The organism is Actinomyces faecalis, from assembly GCF_013184985.2.
GTDB lineage: Bacteria > Actinomycetota > Actinomycetes > Actinomycetales > Actinomycetaceae > Actinomyces > Actinomyces faecalis.
The window spans coordinates 547,868-568,774 of the sequence record NZ_CP063418.1 but is presented as its reverse complement, the minus strand read 5'-3'; the positions used below and the strand labels follow the sequence as shown (position 1 = coordinate 568,774).

Here is a 20,907-nt window from a genome sequence, read left to right as displayed (position 1 = left end):
CCGAAGGCCGCTGTGAGCCGCAACCTACCCACGCAGGAAGAGGACAGCATCATGAGCGACACCCCCACAACCATCCCGGTCCAGGACGTCTCCTCCGCGCAGGCCCACGGCGGGTGCGGCTGCGGATGCGGCCACGAGTCCGAGCGGCTCACGCTGGACGCACGTGTCATTCCTCACCGGCTGCGCCACGCCGCCGTCATCGGAGCCGCCTCCAGCCTCGCGGTGGGCGAGGGCTTCGACCTGGTCGCCCCGCACGTGCCCACCCCGCTGCTGGGCCAGATCGACCAGCTCCCCCTGAGCTTCCGCCACACTGTGCTCGAGGCCTCAGAGGGCTTCGCACGGGTCGAGATCCTACGCACCGCCTGATCCTTGGGGCCCGCTACCATCGATCTATGACCCGCCTGGCCGACCTGACGTCCACGTCCGGTGCGTCCGTGGCGGTCCCTGACGTTCTCACGGACCGCCACGGACGTACCGTGCGCGACCTGCGCCTGTCTGTCACTGACCGCTGCAACCTGCGCTGCACCTACTGCATGCCTGCCGAGGGCCTGGAGTGGCTGCCCACGCCGTCCCTGCTCAGCACCCAGGAGATCGCGCGCCTGGCCCGGATCGGGGTGGAGCGCCTGGGGATCGAGCGAGTCCGGCTGACCGGTGGCGAGCCCCTCATGCGCAAGGACCTGGAGGAGATCGTCGCGGCGGTCTCCACCCTGCGCTCGCCACGTACCGGCACCAAGCCCGACATCGGGATCACGACCAACGGCCTGGGCCTGGACAAGCGGGCCGCCCGCCTGCGCGCAGCCGGCCTGGACCGCGTCAACGTGTCCATCGACACCCTGGACCCCCACGAGTACAGCCTGGCCACACGTCGTGACCGGCTGGAGGACGTCCTGCGTGGAGTCGCCGGCGCTGAGGAGGCCGGCCTGTCCCCCGTCAAGGTCAACGCCGTGGCGATGCCGGGAACGCTGGAACGTCGGGCCCCGCGGCTGCTGGCCGAGTGCCTGCGCCGCGGCTGGCAGCTGCGCTTCATCGAGCACATGCCGCTGGGACCGCGTGAGTCCTGGCGCCCTGAGCAGGTCGTCGGGCAGGAGGAGATCCTCCAGGTCCTGGCACAGGCAGGCTTCACCCTGCGTCCGGCCGGCCGCTCCGACCGCCGTCCGGCTGCCCTGTGGCACGTCGAGGCCGGGCACGTCGACCCGCAGGCCCTGTCCTCCCACGAGGGCGCGGGCTCCTACCCCAGCGGGAGCGTCGGCATCATCTCCTCGGTCACCGCACCCTTCTGCCACGACTGCGACCGCACCAGGATCACGGCTGACGGCAGGCTCATGACCTGTCTCTTCTCCTCCTCCGAGACTGACCTGCGCACGCCGATGCGTCAGGGCGCCACGGATGACGACCTCATCCGTATCTGGGCAGGCGCCACCTGGACCAAGCCGCTGGCCCACGGCAGCGACGAGCCGTGGGCCGTGCCCGACGGCTTCACCCGCCCCTCACGCACGATGTCCGCCATCGGCGGCTGAGGGAGCCCGCGCCGCTCCCGTCCCACCAGACCTGTCGGTACCACGCCGTCCCCGAGGAGGCCCACCGCCCATGAGCGATCCCGTCCACGACACCATCAGCCTGGAGATCCACTACTTCGCGGCCGCTACCGAGGCGGCCGGTCGCACCCAGGAGCGGCTGGAGGTCCCGGCCGGCACCACGCTCGCGGCCCTGCGTGAGCAGCTGGCCGGCCGTGACCTGGCCATGGCCAAGGTCGTCGGCGTGTCCAGCTACCTGGTCAACTCCCTGTCCGCACCCGCGGACTCACTCACGCCCCTGGCCGACGGCGACCGCGTCGACGTCCTGCCGCCCTTCGCCGGCGGCTGACCCCGGCGTCCCTGGCCGTTCCTGATCCGGCCCTCTGACCGTGGCCAGGAGGTACTGACTCCTCCGCGGCCCCGTGGTCAGGCGATGTTGGACCACTCCCGGCTGCCGTCGGCGAAAAGCTGGTGCTTCCACACCGGCATGCGCTTCTTGACCTCCTCGACCAGGTCACGCACGGCGTCGAAGGCCGGCGCACGGTGGTCGGCGCTGACCGCGACACCCAGCGCCGTCTGCCCGATCTCCAGGTCCCCCACCCGGTGGACGACGGCGACGGCCCGCAGCCCCGGCCGGGAGGCGACCTCAGCGGCGATCTGGGCGACGACGTCCCCGGCCGTGGGGTGGGCGGAGTAGGCGATCGCGCGCACACCGCGTCCGCCGTCGTGGTCACGCACCATGCCGTCGAAGGTGACCACCGCCCCCGCGCCGCGGTCCTCGACCGCGGCCGCGAGGTCGTCGACGCTGACCGGGGCCTCGGTCACCTCAGCACGCACGACACGCGCCGCCGGCGGCGGCGTGGTCAGGGTCGGCTCCGGCGTCGCCTGCCTGCTGGCGTCCATCAGTCCTCCACGGGTCCTCGGTCCGGGGCTCCGTGCTCGGCGCCCGCTGCGGCGACGACGGTACACGGGTCGTGCCGCCACCGCCTGCCCGAGCAGCCGCCGCCGTCCGCCGAGGCCGCCCGGGCACGCCGGCGGCTCGGAGATCGGCCGCACGCGCGGCATGATGGACCTCAGTGCCTAACGACCGCAGGAGGAGCCGTGCCCGAGATGATGCCCCTGGAGGACTACGTGGCGCAGGTCCTGGCCTGCCTCCAGCCGTTGCCGGCCACACGGCTGTCCCTGCCCCAGGCCCACGGTCTCGTCCTGGCCGAGGACGTGTGTGCTGACCTCCCCGTCCCGCCCTGGACCAACTCGGCTATGGACGGCTACGCCGTGCGAGCCTGCGACACCGCCGGCGCCACCGTCAGCGCACCCGTCGTCCTGCCCGTGACGGGAGACGTTCCCGCCGGCGCGCGGCCTGGCCCTCTGCGCCCGGGGACGGCCATGCGCATCATGACCGGTGCCATGCTGCCCGAGGGGGCTGACGCCGTCGTCAAGGTGGAGGACACCGACCAGCACGCCGGCGACCACCCGCTGCCCCGCCAGGTGGCCCTCTACTCCGAGGCCACCGAGGATCTGGCGGTCCGCCGGGCCGGCGAGGACGTGGCCGTGGGAGACCCGGTCCTCGCAAGCGGCACGGTGCTGTCTGCCAGGGCGGTCTCGTCCCTGGCCTCAGTGGGGCGGGCCCGGGTGACGGTCCTGCCACGGGTGAGGGTGGCGGTTGTCTCCACAGGCTCCGAGCTGACCGAGCCCGGGGACGCGCTGGCCCCCGGCACCATCCCCGACTCCAACAGCCTGCTGCTGGCGGGACTGGTCGCCGAGGCAGGCGGACAGGTCGTCATGACCGCCCGTAGCGGTGACACCCTGGAGTCCCTGGAGGAGGTGCTCGCCGAGGCCGCGAGCCGGGCCGACCTCGTGCTCACCTCCGGGGGCGTCTCGGCCGGGGCCTTCGACCCGCTCAAGGCCCTGGGCCAGGCCAGCGCGGACGGGCTCCACGCACTGGCCGGAGCCGACCTGTCCTTCGCCACGGTCGCGATGCAGCCGGGCAAGCCCCAGGGCCACGGCGTGCTCCGCACGCGCCCGTCCGAGGACGACGGCGCCGGGCGCAGCGTCCCCGTCATCATGCTTCCGGGCAACCCGGTCAGCGTGCTGGTCTCCTTCACTCTCGTCGTCGCCCCCGCACTGGCTCGTCTGGGCGGCTTCGACGGCGCTGCCACCAGCCCTGACGGTCTTCCCACCGGCGTCCTGGCCGGCTCCGCCGAGCCCGTCGCCGGTCGCGCGGCCGTCCCCTGGCGCAGCCCGGCAGGTCGCCGCCAGCACCTCACGGTACGCGCCACGAGTCCCCAGGCGCCTCAGAGCCAGCCGGAGCACGCAGCTCCTGCCGCAGGCGAGGCGCTGTGGGTCGCGCCCACCCACCGGCTCGGCTCGGGCTCCCACCTGGTGGCCTCGCTCGCCTGCGCCGAGGCCCTGGCCGTGGTTCCGGCCGAGGCAGACAGCGTGAGCGAGGGCCAGGAGGTCGCACTCATCGCCCTGTCCCAGCCGGCAGCTCCCGGACGGGCTGTCCTCCCGCGGCCCTCCACGTCCCGCCAGGGCCACTAGGCTTCGGCTACGCCCGTCCCGTCCACGACCCGCACCTGAAGCAAGGAGCCTCCCGTGCCCCCCTCGTCCCACTCTCCTGTCCGCCTGACCCACCTTGACGACGCCGGGGCCGCCTACATGGTGGACGTCACCGCCAAGCAGCCCACGGTGCGCACGGCCAGCGCGACGGCCTTCGTCAGCTGCTCCCCGGCGATCGTGGCGGCGCTGCGTGACGGGACCGTGCCCAAGGGGGACGTGCTGGCTGTCGCCCGGGTCTCCGGTATCGCAGCCGCCAAGAAGGTCCCCGACCTTCTGCCGCTGGCGCACGTCATCGGCGTCCACGGCTGCCAGGTGGACCTGGCGGTCGAGGACGAGGGAGTGCGTATCGAGACCACGGTGCGCACGGCGGACCGTACGGGTGTGGAGATGGAGGCCCTGACCGCGGCCACCGTGGCGGGGCTGGCCATCGTGGACATGGTCAAGGGCGTGGACCGCGCAGTGGCGCTGCGTGAGGCGAAGGTGACCGCGAAGTCCGGCGGGCGCTCGGGCGACTGGGTGCGCCCGGCGGACGCCGACCGCTAGGCCCTCGTCCTGTCAGCGCCCCGAGGAGACGTATGACCACGCAGGACCTCCAGGTCACGCCGGAGCCCGGCTACGACGTCGTCGTCCTGGCTGGCGGGACCGGCAGGCGGCTTGGCGGAGCCAGCAAGCCCGACGTCGTCGCGCGAGGCAGGCGACTGCTCGACCACGTCCTGGACGGCCTGGAGCACCTGCGCCGCCCTGACCAGGCCGGAGGCCCGCGCAGGGTCGTCGTCGTCGCACCGGCGCAGGTCAGCCTGCCCGGCGGCGTGCTGCGCGCGCTGGAGGACCCGCCTCGTGGCGGGCCGGTGGCCGGGGTCGCCGCCGGGGTGCTGGCCCTTGCCTCCCAGGCTGCGGCCGACGGCGGTCAGGTGGCCGCGTCCACCGCGCTGCTGGCCTGCGACGCCCCGCAGTCCTGGCGCGCGCTGCCGGTCCTGGCAGCACGCCTGGAGCAGGACGGGCGTGCCGGGCAGGTGCGTGACGGCGTCGTCGCCGTGGAGCCGGAGGACGGTGCGCGCCTTCACGTCCAGCACCTGGTCGGGGTCTACCGCACGCGTGCGCTGCGCGAGCTCGTGGCACCGGGCGGGGTGGGCCTGCGTGACGTCTCGGTGCACCGGACCTTCGCCCGCCTGCGCCTGGGCCAGGTCGACCTGTCCCGGGAGCCAGGGCTGCGCCTGGCGGCGCAGGACCTGGACACCTGGGACGAGGTGCGCCGGTGGGAGGAGACCGGGCGGTGACGCCAGCGCCCTGCACCTCCTCGTCGCTCTCCGCCAGGAGCTCGCACCCGGTACCCCGCCGCTCCCCGCACCCCTTGTCACTTTCGACCGCGAACAGTCGCTCTCGACGCGGCGAGCATGGTCAGCGACTGTTCCCGGTGGAAAGCGAGACCCACCAGGCCGCAGCCCTCGTCCGCGCGCGTCTGCTCAGTGGTCCCCGCCGCCGAGCTGCTCAAGGACGTGAGGCACCAGGGGGCCGATCACCGTCACCGCGTCCTTGACCCCGCCGCGCGAGCCCGGGGCATTGACCACGAGCGCGGCGTCAGCCCCTCGCCCGGTCACTCCGATGAGGCCGCGCGAGAGCCCTGCCAGCGGCGTCTTGCTCAGCCCGTAGTCACGCACCTGCGCCTCCAGGCCCTCCAGGCGGGTGTCAAGCAGCGGCTCAGTCGCCTCCGGAGTCAGGTCCATCGGGGTCACCCCCGTGCCGCCCGTGGTGAGCACCACCCGCGCGCCCTCCGCCACCGCCTCGGTGAGGGCGGCGCGGATGGCGACGACGTCGTCGGGCACCACACGCACCCGGTCCACCTCGACGCCATAGCCAGCCAGCAGCCGCCGGGCCAGGGGACCAGAGAGGTCTTCGCGCGCTCCGTTCGCACACCGGTCAGACACGGTGATGACGGCGCCCGGCACCGGGGCATCAAGGGCCTGAAGCGCCTTGTGGACCACGACGTCAGCGTCGGGCTGGCTCTCACGTGCGACATCCTGGGCCGCCGGCGGCTGAACGGAGTCCGGTAAGGGAAGAAGACTCATGGAACCACCGTAGCGAGGCCGCCGCCATTTGCCCAGGAGATTCATTAGATCATTCGATCATTACTTATTTCGTAGCTGGCCGTGAAAAATGCAGTCACCTCAATCCTTGCAATCACGCGCTTAGCACGTATCTGTCGCGGCGGCTCCCACCTGTGCCGATCATGACAGGGCACCACGACCGACCTCATCAGCACCCGCGACAGGAGCACTATGAGCAACGCCGCCTCCCAGGCCGAGCAGGCACCGGCTCTCGACACCTCAGGCCGCGTCCTGGTGGGATGGAACCCCGAGAGTCCCGACCACTGGGACAAGTCCATCGCCTGGAGGACGCTGGCGATCTCGACCTTCTCCATGGTCATCGCCTTCTGCGTGTTCTTCCTGGTCTCCGCTATCGCCCCCAAGCTCAAGCTCATCGGCTTCGACCTCACCGCCGGCCAGCTCTACTGGCTCACCGCGATGCCGGGCCTGTCGGGCGGACTCATCCGCCTGATCTACATGTTCCTGCCCCCGATCCTGGGCACGCGCAAGCTCATCGGGATCTCCTCCCTGCTCTACATCATCCCCATGGTCGGCTGGTTCCTGGCCGTCCAGGACACCTCCACCCCGTACGGCGTCCTGCTGACCCTGTCCTTCATGTGCGGCATCGGCGGCGGCACCTTCTCCGGCTACATGCCCTCCACCGGCTACTTCTTCCCCAAGCGCCTGTCCGGCACCGCCCTCAACCTCCAGGCCGGCATCGGCAACCTCGGAATGTCGATCATCCAGCTGGCCGGCCCCTGGCTCATGGGCTTCGGTCTGCTGGGTATCACCTTCATCGCCCCGCAGCGCCAGAGTGACGACACCGCAATCTTCGTCCACAACGCCGCGATCTTCTTCGTGCCCTGGGCGCTGGCCGCCGCCGTCCTGGCCTTCGTCGCCCTCAAGGACGTTCCGGTCAAGGCAGACATCCGCTCCCAGCTGTCCTTCTTCTCCAACCCGAACACGTGGTACATGACGATGCTCTACGTGCTCACCTTCGGTCTGTTCTCCGGCTTCGCCGCCCAGTTCGGGCTGCTGGTCAACAACACCTTTGGCGCCTCCTCGCCCCTGGCCGAGCAGGGCTTCGACAACCTGCCCCTGGGCGCGACCTACGCCTTCCTCGGCCCCCTCATCGGCTCGGTGGTGCGCATGGCCTGGGGCCCGCTGTGCGACCGCTTCTCCGGCGGCCTGTGGACCTTCGTCTCCGCGGTCGGCATGGCCGTGACGCTCGCCTGGGCGTCCCTCTACATGCACCCAGACTCCCCCGCGCAGTTCACGCCCTTCCTGTGGGCCATGCTGACGATGTTCTTCTTCGCTGGCATCGGCAACGCCGGCACCTTCAAGCAGATGCCGATGATCATGCCCCGCCTCCAGGCCGGCGGCGCGATCGGCTTCACCGCAGCGATCGCCTGCTTCGGCCCGTTCTTCGTGGGCGTGGCGCTCTCGGCGATCGACGCCGGGACCTGGCTGGCGATCTGCGCCGTCTACTCAGCCGTGTGCGCCGTGGTGTGCTGGCTGCGCTACGCCCGCCCCGGCGCCCCGTTCCGAGGCTGACAAGCCCTAGCCCGCCCCACGCTTTCCGCACGACCTCACACAAAGGACCTGAGATGGCTTCCTCCCCCGACTCCCACGAGCCGATCGTTCCCGGGCCCGAGACCCCGGTCCAGTCCGTGCCCGGCCTGTTCACGCTCGGCTCCTACCTGCGCCGCGGCACGCCGTCGAGGGACGCGCGCCGTCTGTTCCTGGAGGGCGGGCGCGAGGCGGACACCTTCTACCGCCGTCGCTGGAGCCACGACAAGATGGTCCACTCCACCCACGGCGTCAACTGCACCGGCTCGTGCGCCTGGGAGGTCTACGTGACCGACGGCGTCATCACCTGGGAGAAGCAGGTGACCGACTACCCCACCACCGGCCCCGACATGCCGGAGTACGAGCCTCGCGGCTGCCCGCGCGGCGCCGCCTTCTCCTGGTACACCTACTCCCCCACGCGCATCCGCTACCCCTACGTCCGCTCGGTCCTGCTGGACGCCTTCCGCGCCGCGCGCCAGCGCCACGACGGCGACGCCGTCGCCGCCTGGGCCGAGGTCACCAGCGACCCGGCCACCTCACGGGCCTACAAGTCCGCCCGCGGCAAGGGCGGGATGGTGCGTGTGGGCTGGGACGAGGCCATGGACATCGTCGCCGCGGCCTACGTCCACACCATCCGCACCTGGGGACCGGACCGCTGTGCCGGCTTCTCCGTCATCCCAGCCATGTCCATGGTCTCCTACGGCGCCGGAGCCCGCTTCCACGAGCTCATCGGCGGCACCATGCTGTCCTTCTACGACTGGTACGCGGACCTGCCACCTGCCTCCCCGCAGGTCTTCGGGGACCAGACCGACGTGCCCGAGGCTGGCGACTGGTACAACTCCCAGTACCTCATCATGTGGGGGTCCAACCTGCCGCTGACGCGCACGCCTGACGCCCACTTCATGACCGAGGCGCGCTACCACGGCCAGAAGGTCGTCGCGGTCTCCCCCGACTACGCCGACAACACCAAGTTCGCCGACCAGTGGCTGCGCGTGGCCCCTGGCACGGACGGGGCACTGGGGATGGCCATGGGCCACGTCATCCTCAAGGAGTTCCACGTGGGCAGGGCTGAGCCCTTCTTCCTGGACTACATGCGCCGGCACACCGACTCCCCCTTCCTCATCGAGCTTGAGGCCCACGGCCAGGGCGACGGCTACGTCCCAGGGCGCTTCGTCACGGCGGACACCGTGCCCGGCTCCGCCAGCCAGGAGGCCACACGCAACGAGTTCCGTCCGCTGGTGTGGGACCGCGAGCGCGGTCCGGCCGACCCGGGCGGGACGCTGGCTGACCGCTTCACCCCCGAGGGCGAGGGCCGCTGGAACCTGCTCATGGAGGGCGTGGACCCGGTCATGAGCATGCTGGAGGTCTGCGACGGCGGAGCCCAGGGCGCTGTCGTTGAGCCTGTGGAGGTGCTGCTGCCGCGCTTCGACCTACCCAGCTCCGCCACCCCGGCTGGAAGTGTGGGCGGTGGGGTCCTGCGCCGTGGCGTGCCGGCCACGCGCCTGCCCGACGGGCGGATGGTGACCACGGTCTACGACCTGCTGCTGGCCAGCTACGGCGTGTCCCGCCCGGGACTGCCCGGTCAGTGGCCGGCGGACTACCAGGACGCCACGTCTCCCGGCACCCCGGCGTGGGCCAGCGAGCTCACCGGGGTGTCTGGGCCGGCCATGATCCGGGTGGCGCGGGAGTTTGCGCAGAACTCCATCGACTCGGGTGGCCGCTCCCAGATCGTCATGGGCGCCGGGATCAACCACTACTACCACGCCGACGAGATCTACCGCACGATCCTGGCGCTGACCTCGATGTGCGCGACGCAGGGTGTCAATGGCGGGGGCTGGGCCCACTACGTGGGCCAGGAGAAGGTGCGCCCGATCGCCGGCTGGTCCCAGTTCGCCTTCGCCCTGGACTGGGTGCGTCCGGCGCGGCAGATGATCTCCACGGGCTTTTGGTACCTGACCACTGACCAGTGGCGTTATGACAGCACTCCGGCCGAGCGCCTGGCCTCCCCGCTAGGGCCGGGCAGCCTGGCTGGCAAGACCACCGCGGACACGATGGTGGAGGCGATGAAGCGGGGATGGGCCCCCTCCTACCCCACCTTCAACCGCAATCCCCTGCTGCTAGGCCAGCAGGCCAAGGAAGCCGGGATGGACCCGGCGGACTACGTCGTCGACCAGCTTGAGCGCGGCGAGCTGCGCTTTGCCTGCGAGGACCCGGACGCTGAGGAGAACTTCCCTCGGATCCTGGCCTCCTGGCGCACCAACCTGCTGGGCTCCTCGGCTAAGGGGACGGAGTTCTTCCTGCGCCACATGGTGGGTGCGGACAATGACGTCAGTGCCGAGGAGACCCCCCAGGGCCAGCGCCCGGTCTCGATGACCTGGCGTGAGCAGGCCCCTCAGGGCAAGCTCGACCTCATGTGGACCGCAGACTTCCGCACGACCTCCACCACGCTGCACTCCGACGTCGTGCTGCCGGCGGCCACCTGGTACGAGAAGTACGACCTGTCCACCACGGACATGCACCCGTTCATCCACTCCTTCAACGAGGCCATCACGCCCCCGTGGGAGGCGCGCACCGACTTCGACATCTACCAGCAGCTGGCGCGCATGGTGGCTGAGTGGGCGCCGCAGTATCTGGGCACCCAGACCGACGTCGTGGCCGCGCCTCTGACCCACGACACCCCTGACGCCATGACGATGCCCCACGGGGACGTGTCCGGGCTGCCTCAGGAGTGGGTGCCTGGCGTCACCATGCCCAAGCTCGTTCCCGTTGAGCGTGACTACACCGAGCTGCTCAACAAGTTCAACACCGTGGGCCCGCTCGTGGAGTCCCCCGGCATCCCCACCAAGGGGATCATGCTGGTGCCGGACAAGGAGATCGAGGCGCTTCGCCGGGCCCACGGCACGGGTGAGGGCGCCGGGCAGGGGCGTCCGCTCATCGACACCCCCATCAAGGCCGGGGACGCCGTGATGCACATGTCCGGCGCCACCAACGGCCGCCTGGCGACCCAGGGCTGGCAGACCCTCTCCCGGCGCACGGGCACCGAGCTGGCCAGCCTGAGCGAGGAGGAGGCCGGCAAGCAGGTGACCTTCGCCCAGACCCAGAGCCGCCCCCAGCCCGTCATCACCACGCCCGAGTGGTCGGGGTCGGAGCACGGGGGCCGCCGCTACAGCGCCTTCGTCGTCAACGTCGAGCACGCCAAGCCCTGGCACACGCTCACGGGCCGGATGCACTACTACCTGGACCACGACTGGATGCGGGACATGGGCGAGTCCCTGCCGGTCTTCCGCCCGCCGCTGGACTTCGCCACGCTCTACGGCGAGCAGGCGCCTGGCACGGTCAGCTCCACGCAGGCGGGTGAGGCGCAGGTGGCCGTGCGCTACATCACCGCGCACAACAAGTGGGCCATCCACTCCCAGTACTACGACAACCTCCACATGCTCACCCTGGGGCGTGGGGGCCAGACGATCTGGATGAGCCCGCAGGACGCCGAGACCATCGGCGTCAGGGACAACGAGTGGGTCGAGGCCTACAACCGCAACGGCGTCGTCGCCGCGCGCGCCATCGTCTCCCACCGTATCCCGCAGGGCACGGTCTTCATGTACCACGCCCAGGAACGCACGATGAACACCCCGCTGACCGAGTCCACCGGCAGGCGGGGAGGCACGCACAACTCGCTGACGCGGATCGTCCTCAAGCCCTCGCACTTCGCCGGCGGGTACGCCCAGCTGTCCTACGCCTTCAACTACATCGGCCCTACCGGCAACAACCGTGACGAGGTCACGGTCATCCGCCGCCGCTCCAACCAGGAGGTGACCTTCTGATGAAGGTGATGGCTCAGATCGGCATGATCATGAACCTCGACAAGTGCATCGGGTGCCACACCTGCTCGGTGACCTGCAAGCAGGCGTGGACCAACCGCGAGGGCACGGAGTACATGTGGTTCAACAACGTCGAGACGCGCCCGGGCGTGGGCTACCCCCGCTCGTGGGAGGACCAGGACAAGTGGAAGGGCGGCTGGGTCCGCAAGGCGAACGGGCGTCTGGTCCCGCGTGGAGGCGGGCGGCTGCGCAAGCTGGCCACGATCTTCGCCAACCCCCAGATGCCCGGGGTCGAGGACTACTACGAGCCGTGGACGTACGAGTACGACAAGCTGCTGTCCGCTCCCAAGGACGCTGCCGCCCTGCCGGTGGCACGGGCCAAGAGCCAGCTGACGGGCGAGTACATGCCGACCATCTCCTGGGGCCCCAACTGGGATGACGACCTGGGCGGCTCCATGGAGACCCTGGCCGAGGACCCCGTGCTGGCTGGGATGAACCAGAAGGTCCGCACCGAGATCGACCAGGCCTTCATGTTCTACCTGCCGCGCATCTGCGAGCACTGCCTCAACCCCACCTGCGTCGCCGCCTGCCCCAGCGGGGCGATGTACAAGCGCAGCGAGGACGGGATTGTGCTGGTCGACCAGGACGCCTGCCGCGGATGGCGCATGTGCGTGTCCGCCTGCCCCTACAAGAAGGTCTACTTCAACCACGCCACCGGCAAGGCGGAGAAGTGCACGCTGTGCTACCCGCGCCTGGAGGCCGGCGAGCCCACCGTGTGCTCGCAGACCTGCGTGGGGCGGCTGCGCTACCTCGGTGTGCTGCTCTACGACGCCGACCGGGTCTCCCAGGCCGCGGCTGTGGAGGACCCTCAGGACCTGTACATGGCCCAGCGTGAGATCCTCCTGGACCCCCATGACCCCGAGGTCGTGGCGGCAGCCCGGGCTGAGGGGGTACCCGCCTCCTGGATCACGGCCGCTCAGCAGTCCCCGCTGTGGGACCTCATCCAGACCTACGAGGTGGCCCTGCCCCTGCACCCGGAGTACCGCACCATGCCGATGGTCTGGTACATCCCGCCGCTGTCCCCCGTGGTCGACGAGGTCGCTGCCACCGGCATGGACGCTGAGGACCACCGCGTGCTGCTGGCGGCGGTGGCGGACATGCGCATTCCGCTGGAGTATCTGGCGGGGCTCTTCACCGCCGGGGACACCAACCCCGTCGAGCTCTCGCTGCGCAGGCTCGCTGCCATGCGCTGCCACATGCGGGAGGTGAACCTGGGGCGTACTCCCGACCCGCAGATCGCCGCTGCCGTGGGGGTCACCGGCGGGCACCTGGAGGCGATGTACCACCTGCTGGCCATCGCCAAGTACGACGACCGTTACGTCATCCCCACCACCTCTCCCGAGGTCCCCCGTGGGATGCAGGCCATGGGACCGGACGTGCGCACGCTGCTGGGCGACGGCGCCCCGGCTGCCTGCCACTCGGTGGCCTCCTTCCACGGCCAGGCCGAGGGCGGGTGCAGCTCAGACACCAGCAGGGGCGGTCCGGTCAGCCTCCCTCTGCCCACGCTGCGCCGTGAGCCGGTTCCGGCTGCCGGCCCTGGGAGCGTGCCCGGAGGCGCTCCGGCAGGGACTCCTGCGGCGACGTCCTCAGGCCAGGGGCGATGAGGACCGTGGACGCCCTGACCGACCACCAGCGGGCGACGGTGCACATGGCCGCCTCGCTGCTGCTGGACTACCCGGGTGAGGATGTTTTCGCTACCCGCCTGGCCGCCGTCGAGCAGGCTCTACAGGCCCAGCCGGACCTTCCGGCTGCCGTGCGGGAGCCTCTGGCAGCCTTCGTGGCCACCGCCCGCGGGCGCGGTCAGCGGGCCATGGCTGAGCACTACGTGGCGACCTTCGACCAGCGTCGGCGGTGCTGCCTGTACCTGAGCTACTACGCCGTCGGGGACACCCGGCACCGCGGCGCCGCGATCCTGGCCTTCAAGGAGGCGCTGTCCGCCGCAGGCTACGAGATGGCGGCGGATGAGCTGCCGGACTACCTGCCGGTGGTGCTCGAGCTCTCGGCACGCTCCGAGGGAGATGAGATCGCTCAGGTGCTGCTGTCCTCCCACCGCGAGGGCCTGGAGGTGCTGCGCACCGCGCTGACCCAGGCATCTAGCCCCTACGCCGGCCTCGTGGAGGCGGTGTGCCTGACCCTGCCCGAGATCGACCAGGCCACCGCTGAGCGCGTGCGCGCCCTGGTCGCCGCCGGTCCGCCCACCGAGACCGTCGGGGTCACCAGCACACTGCCCTTCCCCACCACCCCCGTCCGCTACCCCACCGTGCCAGCAGCCCAACCGGCCGGCCAACCCGTTGCCAGCGAGCAGAAGGAACGCGCATGAGCACCTTTGAGTCCGCTGTCCTGTGGACAGCGCTGCCCTATGTCTGCCTCATCCTGCTCGTGGTCGGGCTCGTGTGGCGCTACCGCACTGACCAGCTCGGCTGGACCAGCCGCTCCTCGCAGTGGAATGAGTCAGCGATCCTGCGCTGGGCCTCACCACTGTTCCACGTTGGGATCCTGCTCGTGGGAGCTGGTCACGTCATGGGGCTGCTGGTCCCCAAGTCGTGGACCGAGGCAGCCGGGGTCCCGGAGCACGTCTACCACCTGGCCGCCGTCATCCCGGGCACGATCGCGGGGCTGATGACGGTGGTGGGCCTGGCCGGGCTGCTCTACCGTCGCCTGGTCGTGAAGTCGGTCCGTCTGGCCACGACCACCAACGACAAGGTCATGTACCTCCTGCTGTCTGTCCCGATCCTGCTGGGCGCCTGGGCGACGGTCTCCACCCAGCTGACCGGGGGGCTGCACGGTGGCTACGACTACCGCGAGACGATCAGCCCCTGGTTCCGCTCGATCTTCACTCTCCAGCCAGACCCCTCTCTCATGGCACAGGTGCCAGCCGTGTTCAAGGCCCACATCGTGGCAGGGTTCCTGCTCTTCGCGATCTGGCCCTTCACCCGGTTGGTCCACGTGGTCTCAGCACCGGTGGGTTACGTGACCCGTCCCGATGTGGTCTACCGCTCACGCAGCGCCGCTCCCACAGCCTCAGCCCACCGCCACGGCTGGCATCCAGTCGTCACCCAGGGCACTGGCAACCAGGGCGAGGACGACGCCGCCCCCTCCCAAGGCGCCTGAGGACCGCTGACGGCACGCACCGCGCTGAATGTTCTCTCCTACACTGGCGGTGGCGCCGTCGTCCCTGCCGCCTGGCTAGGAGCACGGCGGGGCCCGGGGAATAGTGGCGGGGCAGGGGCCGTGCGGACTACTCCCCACAATCCTCCTCGTCCTGAAAGGAACGTCATGCGCATCTCACGCCGCACCATCATGGCCACCGCACCCGCCCTGGCCCTGGCGGCCGCCGCTGCGCTGGCCGGTTGCGGGTCTGGCTCCACCTCCCCCTCGCAGGTCCCCACCGGCACCGCAGGCACTTCCCAGACCTCAGCCGGCCCGCTGTCCGGTGAGCTGACGGTCTTCGCCGCTGCTTCCTTGCAGGAGGCCTTCACGGAGCTGGCCACTCACTTCACGGAGCACCACCCGCAGGTATCGATCACCTTTGACTTCCAGGGCTCCCAGGACCTCGTCACAGCCCTAGCCGAGGGCAGCACGGCTGACGTGCTGGCCACCGCCTCCAGCTCCACCATGAAGAAGGCCACCGAGCAGCACCTCGTGGCAGCCTCGACCGAGTTCGCCACCAATGTGCTCACCCTCATCGTGCCCGCTGGCAACCCAGCCGGCGTCACGGGCCTAGACAGCTCGCTGGAGGGCGCTGACCTAGTCGTGTGCGCCCCTGCCGTACCCTGCGGCGAAGCCACCGCAAAGCTGGCCACCGAGCTCGGCGTGAGCCTCAACCCAGTCTCGGAAGAGCAGAAGGTCACCGACGTGCGCGGCAAGGTCGAGTCTGGCGAGGCTGACGTCGGCATCGTCTACACCACCGATGCCGCCGGCGCCGCTGACAGGGTCATGACCATCGCACTCCCCAGCAACTCAGTGGTCAACCACTACCCGATCGCCATCACCAAGGACTCCACCAACACCGGGGCTGCGCAGGCCTTTGTCACCTTCATCCTGTCCGAGGAAGGCCAGAGGATCCTTCAGGACACCTACGGCTTTGGTGCTCCCGGGGCCGAGTGATCCGGGTGCCCCTGGCCTCTGCCCCCCGAATAAGCCGGTCCGCCCGCGCACGCCGTGCTCGGCCGTCTGGCGCAGACCACAGCCGGCTGCCAGTCGCCGTCCTCGTGCTGGCCCTGCTGGGCGGGGCTGTCATCGTGCTGCCTCTGGCAGGTCTGGGCACGCGCGTGGCCTGGGCCGACCTGCCCGCGCTGCTGGGATCGGAAACCGCTCGAGCAGCCCTCGGCCTGTCCCTGCGCACCTGCCTGGTCGCCACGCTCGTCAGCGTGGTGCTCGGTGTACCCACGGCCCTGGTCCTGGCCCGGCCCTGGCCCGGCGTGCACCTGGCCCGGGTCCTGGCGGTCCTGCCGATGACCATGCCTCCGGTGGTGGCCGGTATCGCCCTGCTGGCGACGCTGGGCAAGCGCGGCGTGCTCGGACCCGTCCTGGACCGACTCGGTCTCCAGGTCTCCTTCACCACGGCCGCCGTCGTCATCGCCCAGGTCTTCGTGGCCATGCCCTACCTCGTGGTCACCCTGGAGGCCGCCCTGCGCTCGCGCGACACCCATGAGGAGACCGTCGCACGGACCCTGGGAGCCGGGCCCTGGACGGTCCTGACCCGCATCACCCTGCCGCTGGTGGCCCCGGCCCTGGCACGCGGCACGGCCCTGGCCCTGGGACGCAGCCTCGGCGAGTTCGGAGCCACGATCGCCTTCGCGGGATCGAAGGAGGGGGTGACCCGCACGATGCCGCTGGCTATCTACCTCGAGCGCGAGAACGACACCGCCACCGCCCTGGCGCTCGCGGTGGTTCTCATCGCCCTGTCCTTCGTCGTGGTCGGGGTGACCAACCTGCCCTGGAACCACCTGCTGGCCCGACGCCGCTTCTCCACCCGCCCGGCCCGGTCCTCCTCCGGGCCCGCTCAGAAGGCGGCCACGCCCCCTGCGGCCGACGGCAACGGACTAGCCTGTCAGCCTCTGAGCCTGCACAGGGACGGCCACGGCACGCCGCGCGGCCAGCAGGTGGACCTGTCCTTCAGTCTCCGCGAGCGCGGTGTCACTGTCGACCTGGCGGTGCCGGCTGGTGGGGCGACGGCGATCATCGGCCCCAACGGCTCAGGCAAGTCCACCGCCTGCGCGGTCCTGACCGGCCTGCTCCCTGCGGAGGACGGGCAGGTACGCGTCGGCGGCCGTCTCCTGGACGGGGACGGGGTCCTCGTCCCCGCTGGACGCCGCGACGTCGCGCTGCTGGCCCAGTCACCCGGGATCTTCACCCACATGTCCGTGCTGGACAACGTGGCCTTCGGACCTCGTTGCCGGGGGATGTCGCGTCGCCAGGCACGGGCGCTGGCCCTGCGCGAGCTGGAGGCAGCTGGCGCGGTGCACCTGGCCGACCGCGCCGGCAGCGAGCTGTCAGGTGGCCAGGCCGCGCGTGTGGCGCTGGCCCGGGCCCTGGCGACCCGTCCGGCCGTCCTCGTCCTGGACGAGCCCATGGCCGCCCTCGACGTCGAGGCCCGCACCCAGGTACGCGCCCTGGTCGGTCAGCGGGTGGCTGCCGAGGGCCTGACCCTGGTCCTGGTGACCCACGACGTGCTGGACCTGACCTCGCTGGCGAGCGACGTCGTCGTCCTGGAGGAGGGCGGCGTGGTCGAGACCGGCACCGTCGCCGAGGTCCTGTCCTGCCCACGATCCGTCTTTGCCAGGAGCCTGACGGGTACGGCTGTACTAGCCGGCACGGTCGACGGGGACAGCGCGGCTCCCGTGCTGCACCTCGGAGGCGGCCTGCGGCTGACAGGTCGCCCTCAGGAGGGCTGGCAGCCCCAGCGTGGCTCAGCCGGTGTGGCGCTCGTACCACCGGACGCCGTCGGCCTGTACCCACGCGGGCAGAAAGGCCCGGAGGGCTCACCCCGTAACCACCTGCCGGTACGTGTCAGCGGGCTGGAACGGACCGGGGCGCTGGTAACCGTGCGGCTCACGCTCGTCAGCCAGGAACCTGGGCCGGCCCAGCAGCTGTCCGCTGTCGTGACCGCCGGGGCCGTGGCTGACCTCGGGATCGAGGTCGGTGCGGAACTGGCCGCCGTCGTCAAGGCCGTCCAGGTCCGTGTCCTTCCCGCTGCCGCCCCGTCGCGCCCCGGTCCCCCGCTGGCACGGACGGCCCTCGACGACGAGCCGGTACGGGCGCAGCGGCACCAGGGCACCGCTACCCTCAGACCATGAGCCCATCCTCCGCGCCCTCCCCTGGCTCGCGCCGCTGGCGTGACGACCTCTACCTGGCGCACACCATCGCGGACCAGGTCGACCCTCTCACGCAGGCGCACTTCGAGCGCCAGGACTTTGAGGTCGAGACCAAGCCTGACCTGACCCCGGTCACTGAGGCGGACCGCGAGGCCGAGCAGCGCATCCGTGAGTACCTGGCTCGGGCTCGTACCCGTGACTCGGTGTACGGCGAGGAATTCGGCACCACCGGGCACTCACCGCGTCAGTGGATCATCGACCCCATCGACGGCACCAAGAGCTTTGTGCGTGGCGTGCCCGTGTGGGCCACGCTGCTGAGCCTGGTGGAGGACGACGAGGTCGTCCTCGGTCTCGTCTCGGCACCGGCTCTCGGCAGACGCTGGTGGGCGGTCAAGGACGGCGGGGCCTGGAGCGGGAGGTCCTTGTCCTCCGCACAGCGCCTGCACGTGTCCTCGGTCTCGGAGATGTCCGACGCCTCCATGTCCTACTCCTCGCTGTCAGGGTGGGCGGAGCAGGGACGTCTGCGCGGGATGCTCGGCCTCATGCAGTCGTGCTGGCGGACCCGGGCCTACGGGGACTTCTGGTCCTACATGCTCGTGGCCGAGGGCGCGGTCGATCTCGCGGCAGAGCCGGAGCTGGAGCTGTACGACATGGGAGCGCTCGTACCGATCGTCACCGAGGCCGGTGGTCGCTTCACCTCGCTCAGCGGGCAGGAGGGGCCGTGGGGAGGCAGCGCCGTCGCCTCCAACGGCCTGCTGCACGCTGAGGCCCTGGCTGCTCTGTCCGAGGTGACCGACCCGCAGTGACAGGGCCCCGCGCTCCGACGTCGTAGCCAGGCCTGGCATGACCGGCCGGAGCGCCGCCGGCTAGGCACGTGGCCAGGCGTGAGGTGGGCGCCACTGCCTTCCTCAGCCGGTGAGCGGGCCTTGGCCGGTACCCTCGTAGCCGTACCGCCTAGCGCTGGGAGCGTCATGAACTGGCTGCACGCCGTCATCCTCGGCATCGTCGAGGGCATCACCGAGTTCCTTCCGGTCTCCTCGACCGGCCACCTCAACATCGTGGAGAAGCTGCTCGGCTACGACATCAACACCGTCGGGATGACGGCCTTCACCGCGGTCATCCAGGTCGGGGCCATCCTGGCAGCGGTCATCTTCTTCTGGCGCGACATCGTGCGGATCGTCCGGGCCTGGCTGACGGGCCTGACCCGTCCTGACCGTCGCAACGACCCGGACTACACCCTGGGCTGGGGCATCATCCTGGGCTCGGTCCCGGTGGCCGTGATCGGCCTGGCCTTCAAGGACTTCATCGAGGTCACCTCCCGCTCCCTGTGGGTGATCGCAGGCGCCCTCATCGCGTGGAGCGCGGTCATGTGGCTGGCCGACCGCCGTTCCGACGCTCCCGACGGCGCGGCTCACGCCACGAACGGTCAGGGGATGGAGCAGGTCGGGGTCAAGGACGCGCTCGTCATCGGCCTCTTCCAGGCGCTGGCACCGATCTTCCCGGGTATCTCCCGCTCAGGAGCCACGATCTCGGCCGGCCTGTTCCTGCGCTTCGACCGGGTGACGGCCACGAGGCTGTCCTTCTACATGGGGATCCCGGCGCTGGTGGCCGCCGGCCTGCTGGAGGCGGTCACCGCGGCCTCAGACATCTCGGCCCAGGTCGGCTGGCTGCCTACCGCCCTGGCCACCGTGACCAGCGGCGTGGTCGCCTACGCCACGATCGCCTGGCTGCTGCGCTTCGTCTCCTCCAACAAGTTCACCAGCTTCCTCGTCTACCGCGTGGCACTGGGCCTGGTCATCATCATCCTGGTAGCCACCGGCACCGTCGCGCCCTGAGGACACGACGCCGTCCGTCCCCGCTGCGACGACGGCGAGCCCCGGACCTCCGGGCGTAGGTTGCGGCATCCATGCCCATGCGGGCGATCTGAGCCGCACCCAGCCCCTCGGGGATTAGCGGAAGTCGTGTTGTCTGCATGGGTGATGCTCCTGGAGGCGTCTGCGTCTGCCCTGGACGGAGAGCACTAGCGGGACGACGCGATGGCAGGGTCTGCTGCTGTGAGGTTTGGGCCGCGCGGCCTCGGGTGCTTTCAGCGTCGGTGACGACCTGGGCAGGTGCAGTACGTAGCGCCTGGCGCCGCTGCTGAGGCCTCAGCCCGGAGGCACGCTCACGCTCCGCAGGTTCCCGCACGGCTGCTCGGGACACGTCCCACACTGAACGGGTGGGGTCCTCTCGACGGATCGCCCCGACGAGGACCCGCTGGTGCTCGGCCTCGTCCGTAATGAACGCGGGTTGCGTGACGTCACCCCCCGCGCCCCATCACTCCGTCTGTGACGATCAGGATGTCTGTGCGTCGCCCACGAGTGGCCCCGACATAGGCGGAGGCTGAGCCTGTGCGGTCGGCGTCAATGATGGCGTGGGCCCTGTCCCATGTCCCACCCTGCGAGGTGTGGATGATGACCGCGTACCCCAGGTGCGCGTGCTGAGCCAGATAGGAGGAGGGGAGGACAACAGTGGCAGGAACGCCGTCACGCCCCACGCTTTCCACCGTCGCCCCCTGCTTACTTACTGCCGTCACGCGCCAGCGGTGGCCGTTGAGCACGCTGTCACCGGCGCTAGTTCGCAGCGTCTTATCGTTGCGTCGGGTCACGATGAGGTCCCCAATGTGCGCCGTCTCAGGGCGGGAGGGGTCGCTGCCTCTCATCGACAGTCCCGGACCGATCTCCTCCGGGTTCATGTCCGCCACGCGAGCCTGCTGCACCGCGTGGTTAACGTCCCCGACAGTGCGCGAGTCCGAGGCGACGACAACCGATGTCAGCCCTTGGGCCTCATCATCCATGTATCGCCTGGCCGCCTCCTCGACCACACCAACACGGTTACCCATGGTTATGCGGTCATTGCCCACGTACCAGGAAGCAGCCTCCTGCGCCCGGCCGTCGTGCATAGGCCATGGTGGCTGCCCGCTCCCCGGCGTCCTGCTGCCGATAGA

18 protein-coding genes are annotated in these 20,907 nt (G+C 70.5%); 15 read left to right on the top strand and 3 right to left on the bottom strand.

The window, feature by feature from the left end; genetic code table 11:
- Positions 1-51 precede the first annotated feature (51 nt).
- The 3 genes from HRL51_RS02305 (at position 52) to HRL51_RS02295 (ending at position 1,863) form a co-directional block, all read left to right on the top strand.
- Positions 52-366: a DUF2249 domain-containing protein gene (locus HRL51_RS02305; protein WP_172192321.1), complete on the top strand. Its 315-nt coding sequence runs from the start codon at positions 52-54 to the stop codon at positions 364-366.
- 26 nt (positions 367-392) lie between these two features.
- Positions 393-1,517, top strand: coding sequence for a GTP 3',8-cyclase MoaA (gene moaA / locus HRL51_RS02300; protein ID WP_172192319.1), 1,125 nt, complete (start codon positions 393-395; stop codon positions 1,515-1,517).
- A gap of 70 nt (positions 1,518-1,587) precedes the next feature.
- On the top strand, positions 1,588-1,863 hold the full coding sequence (locus HRL51_RS02295; RefSeq protein WP_172119708.1) for a MoaD/ThiS family protein: 276 nt from the start codon (positions 1,588-1,590) through the stop codon (positions 1,861-1,863).
- 77 nt (positions 1,864-1,940) lie between these two features.
- On the opposite strand, the gene HRL51_RS02290 is transcribed toward HRL51_RS02295, so the two are convergent.
- Positions 1,941-2,417 carry a molybdenum cofactor biosynthesis protein MoaE gene (locus HRL51_RS02290; RefSeq protein WP_172192317.1) on the bottom strand — a complete coding sequence of 159 codons (477 nt, stop codon included), beginning with the start codon at positions 2,415-2,417 and terminating at the stop codon, positions 1,941-1,943.
- 207 nt (positions 2,418-2,624) lie between these two features.
- Here HRL51_RS02290 and HRL51_RS02285 point away from each other — a divergent pair, with 207 nt between their 5' ends.
- From HRL51_RS02285 to mobA, 3 genes are read left to right on the top strand one after another with little or no spacing between them, the layout of a single operon-like run.
- The gene (locus tag HRL51_RS02285; RefSeq protein WP_342355661.1) at positions 2,625-4,055 is read left to right on the top strand and encodes a molybdopterin molybdotransferase MoeA; all 1,431 of its coding nucleotides are present in this window, start codon (positions 2,625-2,627) and stop codon (positions 4,053-4,055) included.
- 54 nt (positions 4,056-4,109) lie between these two features.
- A complete protein-coding gene (gene moaC, locus HRL51_RS02280) occupies positions 4,110-4,616 on the top strand; it encodes a cyclic pyranopterin monophosphate synthase MoaC (protein ID WP_280528707.1) in 507 nt (168 codons plus the stop codon).
- Between the two features lie 32 nt (positions 4,617-4,648).
- Positions 4,649-5,350: a molybdenum cofactor guanylyltransferase gene (gene mobA / locus HRL51_RS02275; RefSeq protein ID WP_172192313.1), complete on the top strand. Its 702-nt coding sequence runs from the start codon at positions 4,649-4,651 to the stop codon at positions 5,348-5,350.
- A 186-nt stretch (positions 5,351-5,536) separates the two neighbouring features.
- Here mobA and HRL51_RS02270 read toward each other — a convergent pair whose 3' ends face one another.
- On the bottom strand, positions 5,537-6,139 hold the full coding sequence (locus HRL51_RS02270; RefSeq protein WP_172119711.1) for a MogA/MoaB family molybdenum cofactor biosynthesis protein: 603 nt from the start codon (positions 6,137-6,139) through the stop codon (positions 5,537-5,539).
- 210 nt (positions 6,140-6,349) lie between these two features.
- Here HRL51_RS02270 and HRL51_RS02265 point away from each other — a divergent pair, with 210 nt between their 5' ends.
- The 9 genes from HRL51_RS02265 to HRL51_RS02225 all read left to right on the top strand — a co-directional run bounded on the left by HRL51_RS02265 (position 6,350) and on the right by HRL51_RS02225 (position 19,756).
- Positions 6,350-7,711 (top strand): MFS transporter, encoded by a 1,362-nt coding sequence (locus tag HRL51_RS02265; RefSeq protein WP_172119712.1) that lies wholly within the window; start codon positions 6,350-6,352, stop codon positions 7,709-7,711.
- A 53-nt stretch (positions 7,712-7,764) separates the two neighbouring features.
- A complete protein-coding gene (locus tag HRL51_RS02260; protein WP_218957643.1) occupies positions 7,765-11,547 on the top strand; it encodes a nitrate reductase subunit alpha in 3,783 nt (1,260 codons plus the stop codon).
- Positions 11,547-13,208 (top strand): nitrate reductase subunit beta, encoded by a 1,662-nt coding sequence (narH, locus tag HRL51_RS02255; RefSeq protein ID WP_172119713.1) that lies wholly within the window; start codon positions 11,547-11,549, stop codon positions 13,206-13,208. Before HRL51_RS02260 ends, narH begins: the two co-directional genes overlap by 1 nt.
- Positions 13,205-13,924 carry a nitrate reductase molybdenum cofactor assembly chaperone gene (gene narJ / locus HRL51_RS02250; protein WP_172119714.1) on the top strand — a complete coding sequence of 240 codons (720 nt, stop codon included), beginning with the start codon at positions 13,205-13,207 and terminating at the stop codon, positions 13,922-13,924. The genes narH and narJ overlap by 4 nt, the downstream gene beginning before the upstream one ends.
- Positions 13,921-14,715 (top strand): respiratory nitrate reductase subunit gamma, encoded by a 795-nt coding sequence (narI, locus tag HRL51_RS02245; protein WP_172119715.1) that lies wholly within the window; start codon positions 13,921-13,923, stop codon positions 14,713-14,715. The genes narJ and narI overlap by 4 nt, the downstream gene beginning before the upstream one ends.
- Before the next feature lie 165 nt (positions 14,716-14,880).
- The gene (gene modA / locus HRL51_RS02240) at positions 14,881-15,711 is read left to right on the top strand and encodes a molybdate ABC transporter substrate-binding protein (protein ID WP_172119716.1); all 831 of its coding nucleotides are present in this window, start codon (positions 14,881-14,883) and stop codon (positions 15,709-15,711) included.
- Between the two features lie 104 nt (positions 15,712-15,815).
- Complete coding sequence (modB, locus tag HRL51_RS02235) at positions 15,816-17,903, top strand: molybdate ABC transporter permease subunit (protein WP_244960218.1); 2,088 nt, start codon at positions 15,816-15,818, stop codon at positions 17,901-17,903.
- The gene (gene hisN, locus HRL51_RS02230) at positions 17,900-18,727 is read left to right on the top strand and encodes a histidinol-phosphatase (RefSeq protein ID WP_172119717.1); all 828 of its coding nucleotides are present in this window, start codon (positions 17,900-17,902) and stop codon (positions 18,725-18,727) included. Before modB ends, hisN begins: the two co-directional genes overlap by 4 nt.
- Positions 18,728-18,892: 165 nt before the next feature.
- Positions 18,893-19,756, top strand: a complete 864-nt coding sequence (locus HRL51_RS02225; RefSeq protein ID WP_172192311.1) for an undecaprenyl-diphosphate phosphatase — start codon at positions 18,893-18,895, stop codon at positions 19,754-19,756.
- A gap of 464 nt (positions 19,757-20,220) precedes the next feature.
- Here the strand turns inward: HRL51_RS02225 and HRL51_RS02220 are convergent, their stop codons facing one another.
- Entirely contained in the window at positions 20,221-20,862 is a 642-nt protein-coding gene (locus HRL51_RS02220; RefSeq protein WP_172192309.1) for a hypothetical protein, read from the bottom strand.
- Positions 20,863-20,907 lie beyond the last annotated feature (45 nt).

Bases quoted from the DNA above. Each gene is read 5' to 3' on its own strand.
- mobA (WP_172192313.1), top strand. From the start codon at position 4,649: ATGACCACGCAGGACCTCCAGGTCACGCCGGAGCCCGGCTACGACGTC.
- narH (WP_172119713.1), top strand. From the start codon at position 11,547: ATGAAGGTGATGGCTCAGATCGGCATGATCATGAACCTCGACAAGTGC.
- HRL51_RS02290 (WP_172192317.1), bottom strand. From the start codon at position 2,417: ATGGACGCCAGCAGGCAGGCGACGCCGGAGCCGACCCTGACCACGCCG.
- HRL51_RS02295 (WP_172119708.1), top strand. From the start codon at position 1,588: ATGAGCGATCCCGTCCACGACACCATCAGCCTGGAGATCCACTACTTC.
- HRL51_RS02260 (WP_218957643.1), top strand. From the start codon at position 7,765: ATGGCTTCCTCCCCCGACTCCCACGAGCCGATCGTTCCCGGGCCCGAG.
- hisN (WP_172119717.1), top strand. From the start codon at position 17,900: ATGAGCCCATCCTCCGCGCCCTCCCCTGGCTCGCGCCGCTGGCGTGAC.
- modA (WP_172119716.1), top strand. From the start codon at position 14,881: ATGCGCATCTCACGCCGCACCATCATGGCCACCGCACCCGCCCTGGCC.
- moaA (WP_172192319.1), top strand. From the start codon at position 393: ATGACCCGCCTGGCCGACCTGACGTCCACGTCCGGTGCGTCCGTGGCG.
- narJ (WP_172119714.1), top strand. From the start codon at position 13,205: ATGAGGACCGTGGACGCCCTGACCGACCACCAGCGGGCGACGGTGCAC.
- HRL51_RS02285 (WP_342355661.1), top strand. From the start codon at position 2,625: ATGATGCCCCTGGAGGACTACGTGGCGCAGGTCCTGGCCTGCCTCCAG.
- HRL51_RS02305 (WP_172192321.1), top strand. From the start codon at position 52: ATGAGCGACACCCCCACAACCATCCCGGTCCAGGACGTCTCCTCCGCG.
- HRL51_RS02270 (WP_172119711.1), bottom strand. From the start codon at position 6,139: ATGAGTCTTCTTCCCTTACCGGACTCCGTTCAGCCGCCGGCGGCCCAG.
- HRL51_RS02225 (WP_172192311.1), top strand. From the start codon at position 18,893: ATGAACTGGCTGCACGCCGTCATCCTCGGCATCGTCGAGGGCATCACC.
- HRL51_RS02220 (WP_172192309.1), bottom strand. From the start codon at position 20,862: ATGCACGACGGCCGGGCGCAGGAGGCTGCTTCCTGGTACGTGGGCAAT.
- narI (WP_172119715.1), top strand. From the start codon at position 13,921: ATGAGCACCTTTGAGTCCGCTGTCCTGTGGACAGCGCTGCCCTATGTC.
- HRL51_RS02265 (WP_172119712.1), top strand. From the start codon at position 6,350: ATGAGCAACGCCGCCTCCCAGGCCGAGCAGGCACCGGCTCTCGACACC.